At 44.5% G+C, this 18,935-nt stretch carries 13 protein-coding genes; 2 read left to right on the forward strand and 11 right to left on the reverse strand.

Features of this window, described 5'->3' with window-relative positions:
* Positions 1–123: 123 nt before the first annotated feature.
* Both INE92_RS03780 and INE92_RS03785 read left to right on the forward strand, forming a co-directional pair.
* Positions 124–1,929, forward strand: coding sequence for a corrinoid protein (locus INE92_RS03780; RefSeq protein ID WP_151923061.1), 1,806 nt, complete (start codon positions 124–126; stop codon positions 1,927–1,929).
* A 132-nt stretch (positions 1,930–2,061) separates the two neighbouring features.
* Entirely contained in the window at positions 2,062–3,633 is a 1,572-nt protein-coding gene (locus INE92_RS03785) for a sodium:solute symporter (RefSeq protein WP_151923060.1), read from the forward strand.
* A gap of 89 nt (positions 3,634–3,722) precedes the next feature.
* Here INE92_RS03785 and INE92_RS03790 read toward each other — a convergent pair whose 3' ends face one another.
* From INE92_RS03790 to INE92_RS03840, 11 genes are all read right to left on the reverse strand, one after another.
* Positions 3,723–4,400, reverse strand: a complete 678-nt coding sequence (locus INE92_RS03790; RefSeq protein ID WP_151923059.1) for a vitamin B12 dependent-methionine synthase activation domain-containing protein — start codon at positions 4,398–4,400, stop codon at positions 3,723–3,725.
* Between the two features lie 50 nt (positions 4,401–4,450).
* Positions 4,451–5,467 (reverse strand): uroporphyrinogen decarboxylase family protein, encoded by a 1,017-nt coding sequence (locus INE92_RS03795; RefSeq protein ID WP_151923058.1) that lies wholly within the window; start codon positions 5,465–5,467, stop codon positions 4,451–4,453.
* 150 nt (positions 5,468–5,617) lie between these two features.
* On the reverse strand, positions 5,618–6,052 hold the full coding sequence (gene rpiB / locus INE92_RS03800; RefSeq protein ID WP_004297448.1) for a ribose 5-phosphate isomerase B: 435 nt from the start codon (positions 6,050–6,052) through the stop codon (positions 5,618–5,620).
* Positions 6,052–8,061: a transketolase family protein gene (locus tag INE92_RS03805; protein ID WP_008774882.1), complete on the reverse strand. Its 2,010-nt coding sequence runs from the start codon at positions 8,059–8,061 to the stop codon at positions 6,052–6,054. Before INE92_RS03805 ends, rpiB begins: the two co-directional genes overlap by 1 nt.
* Positions 8,062–8,203: 142 nt before the next feature.
* Positions 8,204–9,748 (reverse strand): alpha-N-arabinofuranosidase, encoded by a 1,545-nt coding sequence (locus INE92_RS03810; RefSeq protein ID WP_195436409.1) that lies wholly within the window; start codon positions 9,746–9,748, stop codon positions 8,204–8,206.
* A gap of 131 nt (positions 9,749–9,879) precedes the next feature.
* Positions 9,880–12,282: a beta-L-arabinofuranosidase gene (locus INE92_RS03815; protein ID WP_195436408.1), complete on the reverse strand. Its 2,403-nt coding sequence runs from the start codon at positions 12,280–12,282 to the stop codon at positions 9,880–9,882.
* Between the two features lie 141 nt (positions 12,283–12,423).
* Positions 12,424–14,019: a xylulokinase gene (locus INE92_RS03820; RefSeq protein ID WP_195436407.1), complete on the reverse strand. Its 1,596-nt coding sequence runs from the start codon at positions 14,017–14,019 to the stop codon at positions 12,424–12,426.
* A 106-nt stretch (positions 14,020–14,125) separates the two neighbouring features.
* A complete protein-coding gene (araA, locus tag INE92_RS03825) occupies positions 14,126–15,655 on the reverse strand; it encodes an L-arabinose isomerase (protein WP_149944757.1) in 1,530 nt (509 codons plus the stop codon).
* A 41-nt stretch (positions 15,656–15,696) separates the two neighbouring features.
* Complete coding sequence (locus tag INE92_RS03830) at positions 15,697–16,380, reverse strand: L-ribulose-5-phosphate 4-epimerase (protein ID WP_149944756.1); 684 nt, start codon at positions 16,378–16,380, stop codon at positions 15,697–15,699.
* Positions 16,381–16,385: 5 nt separating this feature from the next.
* Entirely contained in the window at positions 16,386–17,102 is a 717-nt protein-coding gene (locus INE92_RS03835; RefSeq protein WP_195436412.1) for an NUDIX hydrolase, read from the reverse strand.
* A 133-nt stretch (positions 17,103–17,235) separates the two neighbouring features.
* Complete coding sequence (locus tag INE92_RS03840) at positions 17,236–18,930, reverse strand: sodium:solute symporter (protein WP_149944755.1); 1,695 nt, start codon at positions 18,928–18,930, stop codon at positions 17,236–17,238.
* Positions 18,931–18,935: the final 5 nt, after the last annotated feature.

An 18,935-nucleotide genomic window follows, 5' to 3' on the forward strand; every position in this document is an offset into this window, starting at 1 on the left:
TAAGTAGCCTGAAAGGCTTACATAATATTGCGTAGAGTGATACCTTACGCTATATAGCAAGAGGCTTTCAACCTAATAAATTACTTCCGAAACTTGAGTAGAATAAATAAAAAATGGCAGAGTATGAAAACATGGAAGAGTAATTTAGAAGAAACAAAACAACGTTATATAAATTGGTGGAACCATAAAGGAATCATTCTCAATATGTGGGAACACTTCCAGGAAGGAGTACAACCACATGCAGAGATAACACCTCCCGCACCGGCAAAAGATTTGTCGCAAAAGTGGTTCGACCCTCAATGGAGAGCTGAATATCTGGACTGGTACGTAGCGCACAGCAGCCTGAAAGCGGATATTCTTCCGGTTGCGAATACCCAACTGGGTCCCGGTTCTCTAGCCGCCATTTTAGGCGGAGTGTTTGAAGGCGGGGAAGACACCATTTGGATTCATCCCAACCCGGATTTCACCGATGAAATAGTCTTTAACCCCGAACACCCGAACTGGATTCTTCATAAAGAACTCCTGAAAGCCTGTAAAGCGAAAGCCAACGGACACTACTTTGTCGGTATGCCCGACCTGATGGAAGGACTGGATGTTCTGGCCGCACTGAAAGGAACGGATAGGGTATTATTGGACACAGTGATGCAGCCTGAAATCCTGGAACAACAGATGCAGCAAATTAACGACATCTACTTCAAAGTATTTGATGAACTATACGACATCATCCGTGAAGGCGACGAGATGGCTTTCTGTTATTTCTCGTCCTGGGCTCCCGGAAAGATGAGTAAACTGCAAAGTGATATTTCGACCATGATTAGTCAGGATGATTATCGCCGGTTTGTGCAACCTTTTATTCGTGAACAATGTCAGAAGATTGATTATACCCTTTATCATCTGGATGGAGTGGGAGCCATGCATCACCTGCCTGCCTTGCTTGAAATTGAAGAATTGAATGCGATTCAATGGACTCCCGGAGTGGGCGAACCACAAGGAGGATCTCCCAAATGGTACGATTTGTATAAGAAGATTCTGGCAGGCGGAAAGAGCGTGATGGCTTGCTGGGTGACATTAGACGAACTAAAACCTCTATTGGATCATATCGGCGCGGACGGTGTACATTTGGAAATGGATTTTCATAACGAAAAGGAAGTGGAACAGGCCATGCGGATTGTTGAAGAATATACCGGTTCTTCTACCTCTGTAAATACCAATGAACATCAACAGGATGCCGACATGGCAGCTACTGGACAGGAACGTATTTGTATACGGGAAGAACAACACCTGGAAGAGGATAAACTGAAACCTCTGTATGAAGCCATTGTTGCCGGGAAACTGGAACCTGCGGTTGAAATCACCCGGCAAGCCATTGCGGAAGGAGTAGCTCCCCAAATGATTATCAATAATTATATGATTAAAGCAATGGGCGAAGTGGGACAACGTTTCCAGGATGGAAAAGCTTTTGTTCCTCAACTGTTGATGGCAGGACGTGCCATGAAAGGGGCTTTGGAGCTACTGAAACCTTTATTGACAGGAAGTGCTTCCACTACAATCGGTAAGATTGTCATCGGTACAGTGAAAGGAGATCTCCATGATATTGGTAAAAACCTGGTGGCTTCCATGCTGGAGGGTTGCGGCTTTGAAGTCATAAATATTGGTATTGATGTGACTTGTGACAAGTTTGTGGAAGCCGTGAAGGAAAACCATGCTGACATCTTGTGCATGAGCGCATTGCTGACTACTACCATGACGTATATGAAAGAGGTTATCCAGGCATTAGAAGAGGCCGGTATTCGTAATCAAGTGAAAGTGATGATTGGCGGAGCACCCGTCAGTCAGGGGTTTGCTGACGAAATCGGTGCGGACGGATATAGTGATAATGCGAATACAGCCGTAGCAGTTGCCAAAGAACTGATTGGAAATAAAAAATAGAATAAAAAGGCACGGATTACACGGATCAACACGGCTCTTAATTACATAGCCTATCAAAACCGTGAAATCCATGTAATCCTTGCCTAAAGAAAATTAGATTTAAACTTACGTTACTTATTTAATACTTGAATTATGCATGTGAAATTCTTAGAGACATTAGATTGGAGTATTCTGATTGCCTACTTCCTTATTTTGATAGCTATTGGTATATGGGCAAGTTCAAAACGAAAAAAGGGGAGTAGTCTTTTCCTTGCGGAGAATTCGCTGAAGTGGTATCATATCGGCTTTTCCATGTGGGGGACGAATGTGGGACCTTCCATGTTGATAGCTTCCGCAAGTGCTGGATTTACTACCGGTATTGTTTCGGGGAATTATGCCTGGTATGCATTTGTCTTTATATGTCTGCTTGCTTTTGTCTTTGCTCCCCGATATTTGGGTAGTCGCATTACGACATTGCCCGAATTTATGGGAAAACGTTTCGGACAATCTACCCGTAACATCCTTGCTTGGTATACCATTATTACCATTCTTATTTCATGGCTTGCATTGACTTTATTTGCCGGTGGAGTCCTGATCCGTCAAGTCTTCGATATTCCTATGTGGCAATCAGCATTGCTGTTACTTGTCATCTCCGCTTTCTTTACAATGCTCGGCGGACTGAAAGCTGTGGCCTACACGAATGTATATCAAATGATACTGTTGATTGTAGTATCAGCCACACTGGCTATCATGGGAATCTATAAAGTGGGCGGTGTAGGCGCACTGGTGGACGTCGTTCCGGCGGATTACTGGAATCTTTTCCGTTCGAATGACGACCCGGCTTTTCCCTGGCTACCTATTATCCTGGGTTATCCTATTATGGGAGTTTGGTTTTGGTGTACGGATCAGTCGATGGTGCAACCGGTTCTTGCTGCCAGGAATCTCAAAGAAGGACAGATGGGAACCAACTTTACCGGATGGTTGAAAATATTAGATGTACCTCTTTACATTCTTCCCGGCATTATCTGCCTCGCTTTATTCCCACAATTGGAGAATCCCGATGAGGCTTACATGACAATGGTGACTCATTTGTTCCCGACAGGAATGGTCGGCTTGGTATTGGCTGTATTGACGGCAGCATTGGTAAGTACTGTCGGCTCTGCTTTGAATGCATTAAGTACGGTATTCACGATGGATATCTATGTGAAGAAAATCCGACCGCAGGCCAAACAGAGAGAGATTATCAGAGTGGGACAAGTGGTTACGGTAGTCGGTGCACTGATCTCTGTGATAATAACCATAGCGATCGACAGCATCAAGGGACTGAATCTGTTTAATGTTTTCCAGTCTGTACTGGGATTTATAGCTCCTCCGATGGCAGCTGTATTTCTCTTTGGCGTGTTCTGGAAACGCACCACTACTCTGGCTGCTAATATGGCTCTGACATTGGGAACAGTGTTCAGCATCGGAGTGGGAATCTTGTATTTATGGGTGTTTCCGGCAGAACAATATGATGTATGGCCCCATTTTATGCTGCTTTCCTTCTACTTATTCGTTATCATCGGAATAGGCATGATAGTAGTCAGCCTGTGGGATAAGTCTCCGCAATTGGGCATCTTGAATATGGAAAAGATAGAGGACAAACCTGCACGAATTGTTCTTATCCTATGGGGATTACTTATTGTGACCATGATTGGGCTTTACATCTTCTTCAATGGCCACTAATTTTTATTCACCACAGAGAACGCAGAGGACACAGAGATTATTATCTAATAATAAAAGACTCTGTGTCCTCTGCGTTCTCTGTGGTGAAACTATTTTCTGCGAAAACAATTCTCATACGTACACAGCCCGCAGGTATATTCCAGCTTACGGACATGAGAACCCACTCCAATAATACCACTTACAGATTTGATGGGAATCATCAGGCTGGAATCTGTCAACTGAATACCACAAGGCGAAGCAACCGGAAATAAGGAGAATAGTTTTTGTTGTTCCGATACGTGCCATCCGCAATAACCGGGGCTATACCTATTAGTGTGTTTCCAACCTCTTTTTTCGATAAATACAGCCAACTCCTCTTCCATGCAATCAGCAGCCTTTTCTGCAATGATGCTCCCCAATGAATCTGCTATATATATTTTCACCATGTCATCCTTTTGCTGGAGGAGATGTTGGAACTCCTCAAATTCAACTCCGGCAGTTGCGGTAAAAAAGGCAAAAGCTTCCGAACCCCGTAATTGGCGGGCAATGGTTTTACCGATTGAGAGAACCGTATCTTTTACAGTCAGTGTTGCTTTTTCAGTGTCAAGCAGTCCGTCAGTGAGGAAAAATAAAAAACGGGGACGAAGAAGGGGAGTGATACAGTCAAGTAACGTATTTATTTCTTCTATGACCATTCCATCCGGCATAGAATCTTTATATCCCATCGCCTCGTAAATATCAGATGATGGGATTTGCAGTTTTTGATAAGTAAGCTCCTGTTCAACCATTGGTGGATGCATTGAAATATATAGGTTGTTGTAATCCTGCGGACACAGAATTAAACTTGTGTCTTATTGAATTCTTCCAATGCAGTATAAAATGCATCTATATTAACAGAAGACGTATGTGGCGGAATATCACAACCACTTGACAATACGAAATTCGGATATGCACGGGTAGCCTCCAATAGTTGCAAAGTCGCTTCCTTCATAGTCTCCGGACCTGCCATTTTGAAAAGGCTCACCGGGTCCAGATTTCCCATTGCCAGTGCATCGGTCGGAACCTCTTTCAACGCTTCCTCCATTTTGATTTTATTCCCGAAATGATAAGCGGCTGCACTGGTATAAACCATCGCTTGCGTGCAATTCCCTGTGTTTCCGCAATTATGAAGCACTACGGCAAAGTGATCATCCTGTACCTTCTCTATTATTTCTTTCACAAATAAAGAAGAATATTGCAGGCAATCTTCGTTGGATAACAGTCCTGCAGCAGGTTCAGCCATGACTACACCGTTCACACCAGTTGCTTTCAATGCCATGCAATAGCGGGTGATGAAGTCACTGCATTTTCTTAATAACGTATTGGCTGCATCGGGATTAATATAAATCAGCATCATGATTTCCGACATATCATACAAACGTCCGGCCAGCGAATAAGGACCGATGCAACCGGCAAAAACCGGACGATCTGTTACATTTCTGGCTGTCAGCATATTTGCTTTAAGATATTCCGGGATTCTTCCTTTATTCAACGCCGGAACTTCCAGCTTTTCAATAGCAGCTTCATCCGCCAGTAAACGGCCGGACACACTGGGCACCTCATTTTCCGGAAAGAGAATCTCTGCCCCGAAAGCTTCCGCTTCTACCGTCAGATCCATGATAACGGTTGCTGCCGCAGCCGGATACTTGTCACAAAGAGCCTTGATAGCCTCATAATGAACCTGTCCGTTTGTTACCGCATCATGCACCGTTTTCCCGATAAATTCGATACCCGGATGTGTCATGATCGGAATTGCAATCGTTTCCTTACGTTGGATCGTTTGGCTGATCCATTCTTTCATATTCAGTTTACCCATAATTTCAGTTTTTAATATCGTCTTGTAATAAAGACGAAGTTGCCCTTCTTTTGTAATCTCGTATATGATAAAATCTGATACCGGTATAAAAATAAAGCTGCTCTTCTTTCTGAAGGGCAGCTTTACACCTATTTGATTTATCTTCGAGCTTTATTTTACCGGAATCTTATCAATACGGTTCTGATGACGGCCACCGTCAAATTTGGTAGAGAAGAACTCTGTCAAAATCATGTCCGCTTCTTCAGTGCTGATGAAGCGTCCCGGCATAACCAGTACATTAGCGTCATTGTGCTGACGAGCTAGGTGTGCGATTTCTGCATTCCAGCAGAGAGCAGCACGAACCCCTTGGTGCTTGTTCAGCGTCATATTGATTCCGTTTCCACTGCCGCAGATAGCGATACCGGGATAACATTCTCCCGATTCCACTGCAAGAGCCAGCGGATGAGCATAATCCGGATAGTCTACGCTTGCGGTAGAGTTAGTTCCGAAATCCTTGTAAGCCCAGCCTTTTGCTTCCAGCCAGCCGCGAACATATTCTTTCAGTTCAAAACCGGCATGGTCGCATGCTAATCCGATTGTTTTCATTAGAGCATTGCTTTTACTTGGTTATATACGTTCTCGGCAGTAAATCCAAGTTTCTCATCCAATACTTTATAAGGAGCAGAGAAACCGAAAGATTCCAATCCCCAAACTTTACCGTGGCAACCTACCAGACCTTGAAGAGTGACAGGCAGGCCGGCAGTCATACCGAAAATCTTCGCATCTGCCGGAAGGATAGCTTCCTGATATTCTTTCGGTTGGTTGCGGAACAGACCTTCAGACGGAGCAGATACAATGCGTACCTTCACGCCATCTTTGCGAAGCAACTCTGTGCCGGCTACCAATGTAGACACTTCAGAACCTGAAGCTACCAGGATAACATCCGGATTTTCGTCGGAACCTGCTACGATATAAGCACCCTTAGCTGCTTGTTCGTAATCTGTTCCTGCCGGTAAGTTGGCAATATTTTGGCGAGAGAAGATCAATCCTGTCGGAGTAGACATATTTTCCATAGCAAGTTTCCAAGCAATGGTTGTCTCTTCTGCATCAGCCGGACGAAGTACCAACATAGAGTTGTGTCCCTTATGGTTTTTCAGTTTTTCCATCAGGCGGATTTGAGCTTCCTGTTCTACCGGTTCGTGAGTAGGACCGTCTTCACCTACGCGGAATGCGTCGTGTGTCCAGATGAATTTCACCGGTTGTTCCATCAAAGCAGCCATACGTACGGCAGGTTTCATGTAATCGGAGAATACGAAGAATGTACCGCAAGCAGCGATCACACCACCGTGGAGAGACATACCGATACAGATACAAGCCATTGACAATTCAGATACACCTGCTTGGAAGAATGCTCCGCTGAAATCACCTTTCTTGAAAGAATGAGTCTTTTTCAGGAAACCGTCAGTCTTGTCAGAGTTAGAAAGGTCGGCCGAAGCAACGATCATGTTTTCTACCTGTGTAGCAAGTGCGCCCAATACGGTTGCAGATGCAGCACGAGTAGCGCTACCTGCTTTCTGTTCGATAGCAGCCCAGTCCACTTTCGGAGCTTTGCCCGAGAAGAAGAGTTCCAGTTTTGCAGCCAGTTCCGGGTTTGCTTTCGCCCATGCAGCTTTCTTTGCATACTTTTCAGCAACGATCTTCTTCAGTTCTTCTGCACGTTTTGCATACAGTTCGGCTACTTCCGGGAATATAACAAACGGGTTAGTAGGATCACCACCCAGATTCTTGATTGTATTTACATAAGCGTCGCCACCGAGAGGAGCACCGTGTGTAGCGCAGTTAGCTTCATAGCTGCTGCCGTCTGCCTTGCGTGCACCTTTACCCATTACGGTTTTACCGATAATCAGTGTCGGACGTTCTTTTTCAGCTTGTGCTTCTTTGATTGCCGCACGGATTTCGTCAGGATCATTACCGTTGATACTAAGTACGTTCCATCCCCATGCTTCATATTTCATGGCAGTGTCTTCAACGGTTACGTCTTTCGTTTCTGTAGAAAGCTGAATATCGTTGGAGTCATAGAACATAATCAGGTTGTCCAATCCCAGTGCACCGGCAATACGTCCGGAACCTTGAGAGATTTCTTCCTGAATACCACCGTCAGAGATGTAAGCGTAAATGGTCTGATTCATCACCTCGTCGAAACGGGCTTTCAAGAATTTGGCAGCGATAGCAGCACCTACTGCAAAAGTGTGTCCCTGTCCCAGCGGACCGGAAGTATTTTCGATGCCACGCATGATGTCCACTTCAGGATGTCCTGGAGTAGGGCTTCCCCATTGACGGAATTCTTTCAGCTCGTCCAGTGTGAATTTTCCTGTCAATGCCAACGTAGAATAAAGCATCGGAGACATGTGGCCCGGGTCGAGGAAGAAGCGGTCACGTCCTTCCCAACGGGGATTTTCAGGATCGTATACTAGAAACTCAGAGAAGAGTACATTTACAAAATCAGCACCACCCATGGCGCCACCCGGGTGACCGGAATTGGCTTTCTCAACCATTGAAGCAGCAAGAATACGGATGTTATCCGCTGCACGATTCATAAGTTTGTTATCGTTCATATCATTAAAATTTAATTGATTTCTGTCAGATTGTTCGCAAAGATAACTCTTTATGTGGATTTAACAATCCAAAAGAGCTATCTTTTTTATCGACAATTTTACGGTCTTCTTGTTTGTGATACAATAAGTAATTACTCTAAAATTACTGTAACTCTAAAGTAACAATGGACTTAGCAGGAAGTTTTACCTTCATTGTACCTTTATTGATTTTTACCTCTTTGAAAGGTGCCGGTTTTACAATATTAGGTTTTTCAAAAGAATTGTAATCGGTCAGTTTGGAAGCGGTCAGAATCTCTCCGATAGCTTTCTTGGCTTTCGTATCACCCAGATTGATGGTGATTTCCTGCGCTTCATCAGCATCTACATTGGAAAGAGAAATATGGATCACCCCATCTTTATTTTTGGAAGCTGTGGCGCTCACCATCGGTACAGTGCGGTTATCACGTACATTTATCTTTTCGCAAGTCAGGTCGATAGGAAGATAAGTGGCATTCTGGTGTACTTTATACATCTTGAAGACATAATAAGTAGGCGTCAACACCATTTCTTTGTCTTTTGTCAGAATCATCGATTGAAGTACATTGACAATCTGTGCGATATTTGCCATCTTCAGGCGGTCTGTATATTTGTGGAATACATCAAGACTTAAAGAAGCCACGAAAGCATCACGAAGTGTGTTCTGCTGATACAGATGTCCTTTGATGGTTCCCGGTTCTTCATCCCACCAGGTTCCCCATTCGTCCAGTAAGAGGGCGATTTTCTTGTCCTTGTCATATTTGTCCATGATGGTACAATGTTTCTTGAGTACATCTTCCACTTCCAGACATTTGCCCATCGTCCAGTAATAATCATCCTTGTTGAATTGAGTGGCTGATCCTTTGCTGCCACTCCATCCGGTTACGGTATAATAGTGCAGAGAAAGACCGTCCATCCGGTGTCCTACACGATTCATCAATACATCTGTCCATTTGTAATCATAGTCACTTGCGCCACTGGCAATCTTGAACAGACGGTTGCCGTCATAATTACGGCAATAAGTAGAATAACGACGATATAAGTCTGCGTAATATTCCGGACGCATGCTGCCACCGCACCCCCAGCTTTCATTTCCTACGCCGAGATATTTCAATTTCCATGCTTTGTCGCGACCATTCTTACGGCGAAGGTTGGCCATAGGCGAGTCTCCGTCAGAAGTCATATATTCCACCCATTTGGCAAGCTCTTCCACTGTGCCGCTACCTACATTTCCACTCACGTATGGTTCGCAACCCAGCATTTCGCAAAGATTCAAAAACTCGTGTGTTCCGAAACTGTTGTCTTCAATGGTACCGCCCCAGTTGTTGTTCACCATCTTCGGACGGTTCTCTTTCGGACCAATGCCGTCCATCCAGTGGTATTCATCGGCAAAGCATCCGCCCGGCCAGCGAAGAACGGGAACGGACAAGTCTTTCAGTGCATTGAATACGTCTGTGCGATATCCCTTGATATTAGGAATATTCGAGTTTTCGCCTACCCAAAGACCGCCGTAGATACATGAACCCAGGTGTTCGGCAAACTGGCCGTAAATTTCCTTCGGTATGATTTCTTTGCCTTGGTCGGCATGTACGGTTATGGTAGCACTCTTTTGTGCAGAAAGAGATACAGATGCTGCCAGAAAAGCCGTGCTGACTAATAGTTTTGCTTTCATAAATGGTATTTGTTTAATGATTATTTTTTACCACAGATTACGCAGATTATCACAGATTGATTTTATTCTGACTACTATCATGTTATAATCCATAAATAATCTGTGTTAATCCGTGTAATCTGTGGTGACTTCTATTTTAGTAAACGAACTTCATAAACGGCAGAGGTCCATTCCGTCCCGTCAGGGATAAAACGTATCGGACAACTACCCGTATTCAGTTTTTGAGGCAGAACGTATGAAAGGGTTATGAAACCGTCTTTATCCGCTTCACTGACAGTCGGATGAACAGCCAACTTTTCGTTATTCAGAAGAATAGCCACTTTATTGCTGTCATCTTTCCGTACCGTAATCAGGAGGCGGCTTGCTTCCTCTTTTACCTTCAATTGATAGCCGAACCAACCTTTGGCGCGACGGAAATGCCGGTCTTTATTCGTTCCTGTTTCTGCCTGCTCATACTGGATGCCATGGTCAGACTCCGGCTGCTGTTCGCCAGGGAAGATCAGGTCAATGGTTTGATTAGCCAATTCCGTTGCTTTTCGTTCAGCCGTTGCCATCTCTTCCTGAATCGCTTTAAACTGCTCTTCGCTTGCCTGTCGGAAATAAACGGCATAACGGGAATTGTGCAGGCGGAAGAATGGAACGAGTTCCAATGCTTTGCCTTGTGCAGGATGAACCTCTCCGTTATAGCTGAAAGTAATTCGGCTATTCTGTTCTTTCTGAAGAGACTTGCAGATTGAATCTGGATTTCCTATCAGCATCGGGACTTCTTGCAAAGGAATTTGTTTGCCATGAGCGATATGTCCGCCACGGCTGTCATCGGCATATAAACCGTCAAGATGTTCTGTGCCTGTGGAAGCTGCAAGAACGATCGGACCATATAAGAAAGCATAATAATCTTTCTTGTCGGGAATTTGTTCCACGCTGACTTTCATAGGCAAGTGGAAAGTAACGACATCTCCTTTTTTCCATTTACGGGAGAGAGGAAGATACTGGTTACCTTTTGCCATAACGAACATTTTTCTTTTTCCATTGATGCTGACGCTATATCCTTTGGAGTGGTTCGCCCATTCCGGAATACGTATCATTAAAGTACGTTTTTTCTTAGGCGCTTCATCTATTCGCAAAGTAACCTTGTCGTCATCGGGGAAACGGGTTTCCTGTGTCAAAATAATGCCTTGCTCTTTCCAGGTCAGTTGTGAAGGAATGAAGAGATTGACATAAAGAGTGTCTTTCCGATACGCATAGATAAATTCACCGTATTTGGTATGATTCTCCAAGCCTGAACCTACACAGCACCACATTGATGTTTCCGGTTGTGAGTACACGCGATAATGTCCCGGACGCATAGGAGTGAAGTAGACAAATCCACCTTTATCCGGCTCTTGTGACGCTAGAATATGATTGTAAAGCGCACGTTCGTAATAGTTTACGTAGTTGGGATCAGGTTCGTTTGTTTGATTCGGATTATGAGAATTCTGATAAAGCATTTTGGTAAGACGGAGCATGTTGTAAGTATTACAGGTCTCCGGTCCTTGAACGTCGTTCAGCATGGACGTGAAGTTATCCGACGGATGGAAATGTTCGCGAACGCTATTTCCTCCGATGCAGACGGAACGGTGATTGACTACCGTGTTCCAGAAAAAACGGGCGGCGTGATCCCATTCTGCAGCATGATTCCAATTCTTGTCGTCTTGTGACAGTTCGGCTATTCGCTTGTAGCCGATCACTTTCGGAATCTGTGTGTTGGCGTGCATTCCCGTCAACTTATCTTCATCTTTGATAAGCGGGTCGAGAATCAGCTTGTGAGAGAAACGGCGAGCCAGTTCCAAATACTTCTTGTCGCCTGTGATTTCGGCCACATCAGCGAAAGTCTCGTTTAATCCGCCATGCTCACTGCGAAGCATGTCCTGCATTTGTTCGTCACTCAAGCCGGAAGTAATGTCAATCATCCAGTCTGTAAAAGCGATAAGCATTTGGCGTGCAAGGTCGCTTCCTGCATAGAGATAAGCATCCCGCAATCCGGCGTAAGTCTTATGTATATTGTATAGAGGTACCCATTTGCCGTTAAGGTCGAAACCTCCGGCACGGATCTTCCCTGCTTTTATATCTTTCCAAAGTTGAAGGCTTCCCGGAGTTCCTCCGATAAATCCTGTGCCGACAGTTTGCTGTGCCCGATTCAACTCATTCAGCATGTAGTTGAGGCGATTATAGACTGCGGTATCTCCGGTGGCGGCATACATCATGGAAAGTGCGGATAAATAATGTCCGCCGATATGTCCGTCCAATCCGGTATTTTCCCAATTGGTGTAGCTGGGGGCTTTAGGCTGTAACCCTGCTTCGCGGAGAAAAGGAGCGAGCAGACGGTCGGGGTCTAATGCAAGTATGTAATGTAGATCAGTCTGTTGAGCTTGCAGAAACGGACTATCCAATAGTTTCACATTTTGTAAAGGGAAGTAAGACACCTGTGGAGCGTTTTGAGCTTTGGCCAGTGAGGTGGACAGGACAAGTGCAAGTATGAACGAGGTGGTTTTCATGATAATAGTCTCCCCATCTCCCTCTCCAAAAGAGGAGAGGGGTGGAGATAATTAATGTTAATATTTAGTTAGAATTGGCTCTTGATAAACAGCGATTTATCGGCAATCTCTGATGAACAACAATGGATTGCCGACTGTCAATTATTTAAATTTGACTGCTGCCTCTTCGATAGGCAATCCTGCCTTATAATTTTCGATGTATGCATTGAAGCCGGCTACATCTTCGGGTGTAGGTGATACTTCGATACCCGCGTCACCGACAAATACGCTTTCATCCAGAAAATCGGCAAGAGATTGTTTCTTTTCATTGTTCACGAGGTAAGAACCTAACAGGGCAATACCCCAGGCACCACCTTCGCCGGCTGTTTCCATCACAGAAATAGGCGAGTTGATAGCTGCAGCAAGTATTCTTTGACCTACTCCTTTGGTTCTGAATAATCCTCCGTGACCAGTAATTCTGTCCACTTTGATTTTTTCTTCGTTGAACAGGATATCGTTGCCAATCTTGAGTACTCCTACTGAAGCATACAGGTGAGTACGCATAAAGTTTGCCAGGTTGAACTTGTCATTTGCCGAACGTACAAACAATGGTCTTCCGTCAGCAAATCCAGTTACAGGTTCGCCTGAAATATAATTGTATGAAAGCAAACCTCCGCAATCGGTATCACCGGTGAGCGCAATATTGTAAAGTTTGCTATAGATTTCATCCATATTTACAGGTATGCCCAGAAGCTCCTGATATTCCTTGAACAGGTTGACCCATGCGTTGAGATCAGAAGTACAGTTGTTGCAATGCACCATGGCTACCAGACTTCCGTCAGGAGTGGTCACCATGTCAATCATTTCGTATGGCTTCGACAAATCTTTCTCCAATACGATCATAGAGAATGAAGAAGTACCTGCCGATACATTTCCGGTGCGTTGTTTGACTGCATTGGTTGCCACCATTCCGGTACCTGCGTCTCCTTCCGGCGGACAAACCGGTATTCCTGCCTTCAAATGACCCGATGCATCGAGCTTTTTACTTCCTTCCGGAGTGAGGACGCCAGCATTTTCACCTGCCGACAATACTTTAGGCAGAATATCTTCCAGTTTCCAGCTATATTCTTTCGGAGCAATCAGTTTATCGAACTTAGCCACCATTTCAGCCGAATAGTTGTGGGTTGTCGGATCGATAGGGAGCATACCCGATGCGTCACCGATACCCAATACCTTTTCGCCAGTTATCTGCCAATGCACATAACCTGCCAGAGTAGTCAGGAAATCAATGTCATTCACATGCGCTTCATTGTCCAGGATAGCCTGGTACAAATGAGAAATGCTCCATCGCAGCGGAATGTTGTAGACAAACAGTTCTGATAAGGCTGCTGCTGCCCGACCTGTATTCGTATTTCTCCAGGTGCGGAAAGGCACGAGGATTTCTTCTTTTTTGTTGAACGGCATATAACCATGCATCATGGCGCTGACACCGATAGCAGCCAGCGTCTCAATCTCTATGCCGTATAAGTTCTTTACGTTAGCGCGAAGGTCAGCATAGCAATCTTGCAGTCCCGACCAGATAGCTTCAATATTATAAGTCCAAAGTCCGTCAACTAACTGGTTTTCCCAAGTGTGGCTACCTTGAGCAATAGGCTTGTTTTCCTGGTCAATCAAAACTGCTTTAATTCGTGTTGACCCCAGTTCTATACCAAGAATGGCTTTTCCTGCTTCGATGGTTGATTTTGCATCTAATTTCATGTTGAAATCAATATTTTAAGGTATAACGATAATGATAGAAAAAATCAAGTTTCGCAGGTGCTTAATAATAGGATTAAGCTCTTACGAAACTTGAGAGATCGGTTTTTTAGCAAAGCGCTTTATTCAACATGTAATACACTTCGTTCATGCGCAGTTCTTTTTTGAAGCAGCTGATTGTAGTATCCTTGTTGATATGTACCATTTCGATACCTGCGATTTCAGCGTAATCTTCCCAATATTCTGCTGTCAGGTCGTAAGAGAAGCAAGAGTGGTGAGTTCCACCAGCCAGGATCCATGCACCTGCACCCACTTCGAGGTTAGGCATCGGAATCCAGAGAGCAGAAGCAACCGGCAACTTAGGCAGCGGTTTCGGTTCGATACATTCCACATCGTTCACAATCAGACGGAAGCGGTTACCCATATCTACTACTGTAGCAGTGCATCCTGCGCCTGTCTTTGAAGTAAATACCAATCTTGCTGTCTGGCTCTTGCGGATACCTATACCGAGGAAGTGTACTTCCAGGCGAGGTTTGTTGGCTGCGATAAGCGGGCAGATTTCCAACATGTGTGACTGCAGGATAGAGCTGTTGGCACCGTCGAAGTTCAGTGTATAGTCTTCCAAGAATGAACAACCTTTGGGAAGTCCCTGATTCATTACCCATACCGTACGGTAAAGAGCAGCCGATTTCCAGTCTCCTTCAGCGCCGAATCCGTAACCTTCCGCCATCAGACGTTGTGAAGCAAGACCCGGGATCTGATCGAAACCATTGTATTCGATGTCGCCCAAATCGTCGAAGTTGGTCGTAAATCCTTTAGCGCCTTTAGCTTTCAGGATAGCACGCATGGCAAGTTCTGCTTTAGCGGCATTCCATACTTTCTGATAAGCTTCAGTCGATTTGTCTTCCAAAGAAGCATCGTGGTCGTATTCTTTGAAGTAGGTAGCTACCAATGCATCTACATCTTCATTTTTGATTTCTTTGTGGTATTCCATCAATTCGCTTACCGGGCAATAATCTACATGGTAACCCATACGTTGTTCAGCTTCCACTTTATCACCGTCAGTTACAGCTACATTGTTCATCTGGTCGCCGAAACGGATAATCAGCATATCCTGTGAGTCTGCCCAACCGGCACAAACACGCATCCAGACAGCGATCTTGTGCAAAGTGTCTTCCTCTTTCCAGTAACCTACCACTACTTTACGACGGATGCGCATACGGGTACAGATATGTCCGAATTCGCGGTCACCGTGAGCTGACTGGTTCAGGTTCATGAAGTCCATGTCCATTGTATCCCAAGGAATTTCCTTGTTGAACTGTGTGTGCAGGTGCAACAATGGTTTCTTCAACTGTTGCAGACCATGAATCCACATCTTAGCAGGAGAGAAAGTATGCATCCAAGTGATTACACCGATACATTTTTCATCGTTATTGGCTGCTTTGAATACAGTTTCCACTTCTTTAGAAGAGTTGGCAGTACCTTTGTATACCACCTTGACAGGGAGTTTACCGGATTCATTCAGTCCGTTTACCATTTCATTAGAGTGTGCGTCTACTGCGATTACTGCGTCACCTCCGTACAGAAGCTGTGCTCCTGTTACGAACCATACTTCATATTGATCAAATACGTTATTCATAATGTTATTGCTTTAATTTTTAATATCTGTTTTTTTTATTGTTACTGTCCATAATAAGCATTCGGACCATGCTTGCGGCTGAAATGTTTTTCTACCAGCAGCGGGTTCATTGTTAAATTCGGGTTTACCGCATAAGCGATACTTGCCATTTTGGCTACCTGTTCCATTACCACGGCGTTGTGTACAGCATCGTGCGCATCTTTTCCCCAAGAGAAAGGACCGTGATTCTTCACCAATACTCCCGGTGTATGTACAGGATTCAATCCTTCAAAACGTTTCACTATCACATTACCGGTTTCCAGTTCGTAAGCGCCTTTCACTTCCGCTTCCGTCATATCTGCCGTGCAGGGAATGGCGTCATGGAAATAATCCGCGTGAGTCGTTCCGATGTTCGGAATGTCGCATCCCGCCTGTGCCCAGGCAGTCGCATAAGTAGAGTGGGTGTGTACCACTCCGCCAATCTCCGGAAATGCTTTGTAAAGTACTACGTGAGTAGGAGTATCCGAGGATGGCTTCAGTCGTCCTTCAACGACCTTGCCATCCAAATCCACTACTACCATATCTTCGGCTTTCATATCATCATAACTTACGCCACTGGGTTTGATTACTACCAATCCGCTTTTACGGTCGATGGCAGAGACATTGCCCCAGGTAAAGATGACTAATCCATGCTTTACCAATTCAAGATTGGCATGAAATACTTTTTCTTTTAGTTCTTCCAGCATAATGATTATATTTTAAATTTCGGGTCTTTGCGGTAAGCCTTGCCGTTGAACTTATACAAGGCAGCCCCCCGTTTGGAACCCAGTTTATCAATTTTATCAGTCTTTTCTATATAATCCATTTCAGCCACTCTTTTACGGAAATTCCGTTTATCCATTGTTTCACCGTAAATGGCCTCATATAAACTTTGTAATTGGGATAATGTAAAGAGTTTCGGAAGCAGATTGAATCCGATAGGTTCTACGGATGCTTTCTGTTTCATCAGTTCCCGTGCTTTTTCTACCATTTCAGGATGGTCGAAGATAAGCGGGGGAAGTTCGTTCATATTCACCCAGTAAGCATTGTGCTTCTGAACCAGTTTTCGGTCATACTCATTGATGTTAATCAATGCATAGTAAGCCACGGAGATAACCCGTTCACCCGGATCGCGGTCGATTGCTCCGAAAGTTCCTACCTGTTCCATGTAAACGTTTTCCAGTCCGGTAAGCTCATGCAATACACGTTTGGCGGCATCATCCACACTTTCATCGTTTTGCACAAATCCTCCCATCAGTGACCATTCACCCATTGCCGGCTCGAAGTTTCTCTTTAACAATAGCAAGCTGATTTCCCCTTCGTTGAAACCAAAGATGATACAGTCGATGCCGACATAAAAGGTGGGATTCGAGCTATAATAAGCCTCCCCCCGGTTCTTTCCAAAAGAGAGGGAGTTTGAGCTTATCATTGACTCTTGTGAATTATCTTTATCCATTTAGATTGTGATTTTAGTTATAATAAACCAGTCTTTCCGTTGGCAAGACTATTTTTAGATTCCTTCAACCTTTCCCAAAGAGAAGGTTGAAGGAAGGGCTTATTTTTTACCAGAAATACCAGTAGAAAGCACCTGTAATAGCCAGGATAATTACAGTATGAATAATATCCCAGTGATTCCAGCTTGCACGTGTAGCAGCTTTTTGTTCTTTGGTAGCCGTACCGAATACCAGTCCCTGAATCTTTTCTGCAGTCGGCGCTTTGGTTGCCAGGCTGACTACGATTACTACAATAATGCAGAACAAGAACATCCATCCACAGAAGAATAACCAGTTCATATCATAGAACAAATATTTGAATGTAGAATCTGCTACTTCGCCCGCATTGCTGTAATATACTTTTGCACCGAGGCGAGTTAAACCGATTACCATACCAGCAATCAATCCCCACATACCACCCTGGGCGGAAGTACGTTTCCAACAGATACCCAGTAAGAAAGCAGCAGCGATACCTGGCGCCAGTACGGATTGAACGTCCTGCAAATAAGTATAAAGTACATCGCCTACACTACGCATGATAGGAATCCAGAGAATACCTAAAATAACGATTACAACCGTTGCAACCTGACCGATACCTACCAGTTTCTTCTCCGGAGTTTCCGGTCTGAAACGTTTGTAGAAGTCGATAGTAAACAACATGGCTGACGAGTTAAACAGAGATGCAAGAGAACTCATCAAGGCGGCAAGAATACCACATACTACCAGACCTTTCACACCGGCAGGAAGTAATTTGGCTACTAATGTCGGGAAAGCGGCATCGGCATTTGCTGTTCCGTTGGCCAGCGTCGGCAAGAAACCTTCGCCACCGGCACCGATATATTTTTGATGTAATGCAAATGCGATCATACCAGGAATCAAGAAAAGGAATACAGGCAACAATTTCAGATAAGCACCGAAAATAGTACCACGACGAGCTTCCATTTCATTTTTACCTGAAAGTACACGTTGTACGATGAACTGGTCGGTACACCAGTACCAGAAACCGATAATAGCCGAACCGATCAAAGCGCCCAACCAAGGGAAGTTTGCATCATCATTGCTACGGATCAGGTTAGTCATCGTATCACCATAATCATTTACGGTAACAGCTCCACAGACTCTCATCATTTCGTCCCATCCACCTAATTCTTTGAAGCCGAGTACCAGAATTATTAATGATCCTAGCAGTAGGATAGGGGTTTGAAGAACAGAAGTGTAAAGAACTGATTTCATACCACCGAAGATCGTATAAAGTGCAGTTAACACTACCAGACCGATAGCTGCAATCCAGAAGAAATCAATTCCCCAAAGCTCTTTGATACCGAATACTTGTTGGAATACAAGACCACCGGCATATACAGTCACAGCTACTTTGGTTAACACATAACTCACCAAAGAGATGACCGACAGGATGGTACGTGATTGAGGATTATAGCGGCGTTCCAGAAATTCCGGCATTGTATATACCATGCTTCGTGTGTAGAAGGGTACAAACACCCATCCCAGAATCAAGATCATCCATCCCTGAATTTCCCAGTGCGCCATAGCCATACCACTGGATGCACCGGCTCCTGCCAGTCCGATCAAGTGTTCCGAACCGATGTTGGATGCGAAAATAGAGGCACCGATCGCAAGCCATGTTGCGTCGCGTCCGCCCAAGAAATAATCTGCCGAGTCATTTTGTTTTTGTCTGACTACCCAAACAATAATACCGATCAGAGCCAGAAAAAAGACTCCGATTACTAGCCAATCTAATGCTTCCACAATAA

This window comes from Bacteroides xylanisolvens, from assembly GCF_018289135.1.
Taxonomy (GTDB): Bacteria; Bacteroidota; Bacteroidia; order Bacteroidales; family Bacteroidaceae; genus Bacteroides; species Bacteroides xylanisolvens.

What these genes read in the sequence shown, in the direction of transcription:
- INE92_RS03780 (WP_151923061.1), top strand. Translation starts at nt 124, where the DNA reads ATGAAAACATGGAAGAGTAATTTAGAAGAAACAAAACAACGTTATATA.
- INE92_RS03785 (WP_151923060.1), top strand. Translation starts at nt 2,062, where the DNA reads ATGCATGTGAAATTCTTAGAGACATTAGATTGGAGTATTCTGATTGCC.
- INE92_RS03790 (WP_151923059.1), bottom strand. Translation starts at nt 4,400, where the DNA reads ATGGTTGAACAGGAGCTTACTTATCAAAAACTGCAAATCCCATCATCT.
- INE92_RS03795 (WP_151923058.1), bottom strand. Translation starts at nt 5,467, where the DNA reads ATGGGTAAACTGAATATGAAAGAATGGATCAGCCAAACGATCCAACGT.
- rpiB (WP_004297448.1), bottom strand. Translation starts at nt 6,052, where the DNA reads ATGAAAACAATCGGATTAGCATGCGACCATGCCGGTTTTGAACTGAAA.
- INE92_RS03805 (WP_008774882.1), bottom strand. Translation starts at nt 8,061, where the DNA reads ATGAACGATAACAAACTTATGAATCGTGCAGCGGATAACATCCGTATT.
- INE92_RS03810 (WP_195436409.1), bottom strand. Translation starts at nt 9,748, where the DNA reads ATGAAAGCAAAACTATTAGTCAGCACGGCTTTTCTGGCAGCATCTGTA.
- INE92_RS03815 (WP_195436408.1), bottom strand. Translation starts at nt 12,282, where the DNA reads ATGAAAACCACCTCGTTCATACTTGCACTTGTCCTGTCCACCTCACTG.
- INE92_RS03820 (WP_195436407.1), bottom strand. Translation starts at nt 14,019, where the DNA reads ATGAAATTAGATGCAAAATCAACCATCGAAGCAGGAAAAGCCATTCTT.
- araA (WP_149944757.1), bottom strand. Translation starts at nt 15,655, where the DNA reads ATGAATAACGTATTTGATCAATATGAAGTATGGTTCGTAACAGGAGCA.
- INE92_RS03830 (WP_149944756.1), bottom strand. Translation starts at nt 16,380, where the DNA reads ATGCTGGAAGAACTAAAAGAAAAAGTATTTCATGCCAATCTTGAATTG.
- INE92_RS03835 (WP_195436412.1), bottom strand. Translation starts at nt 17,102, where the DNA reads ATGATAAGCTCAAACTCCCTCTCTTTTGGAAAGAACCGGGGGGAGGCT.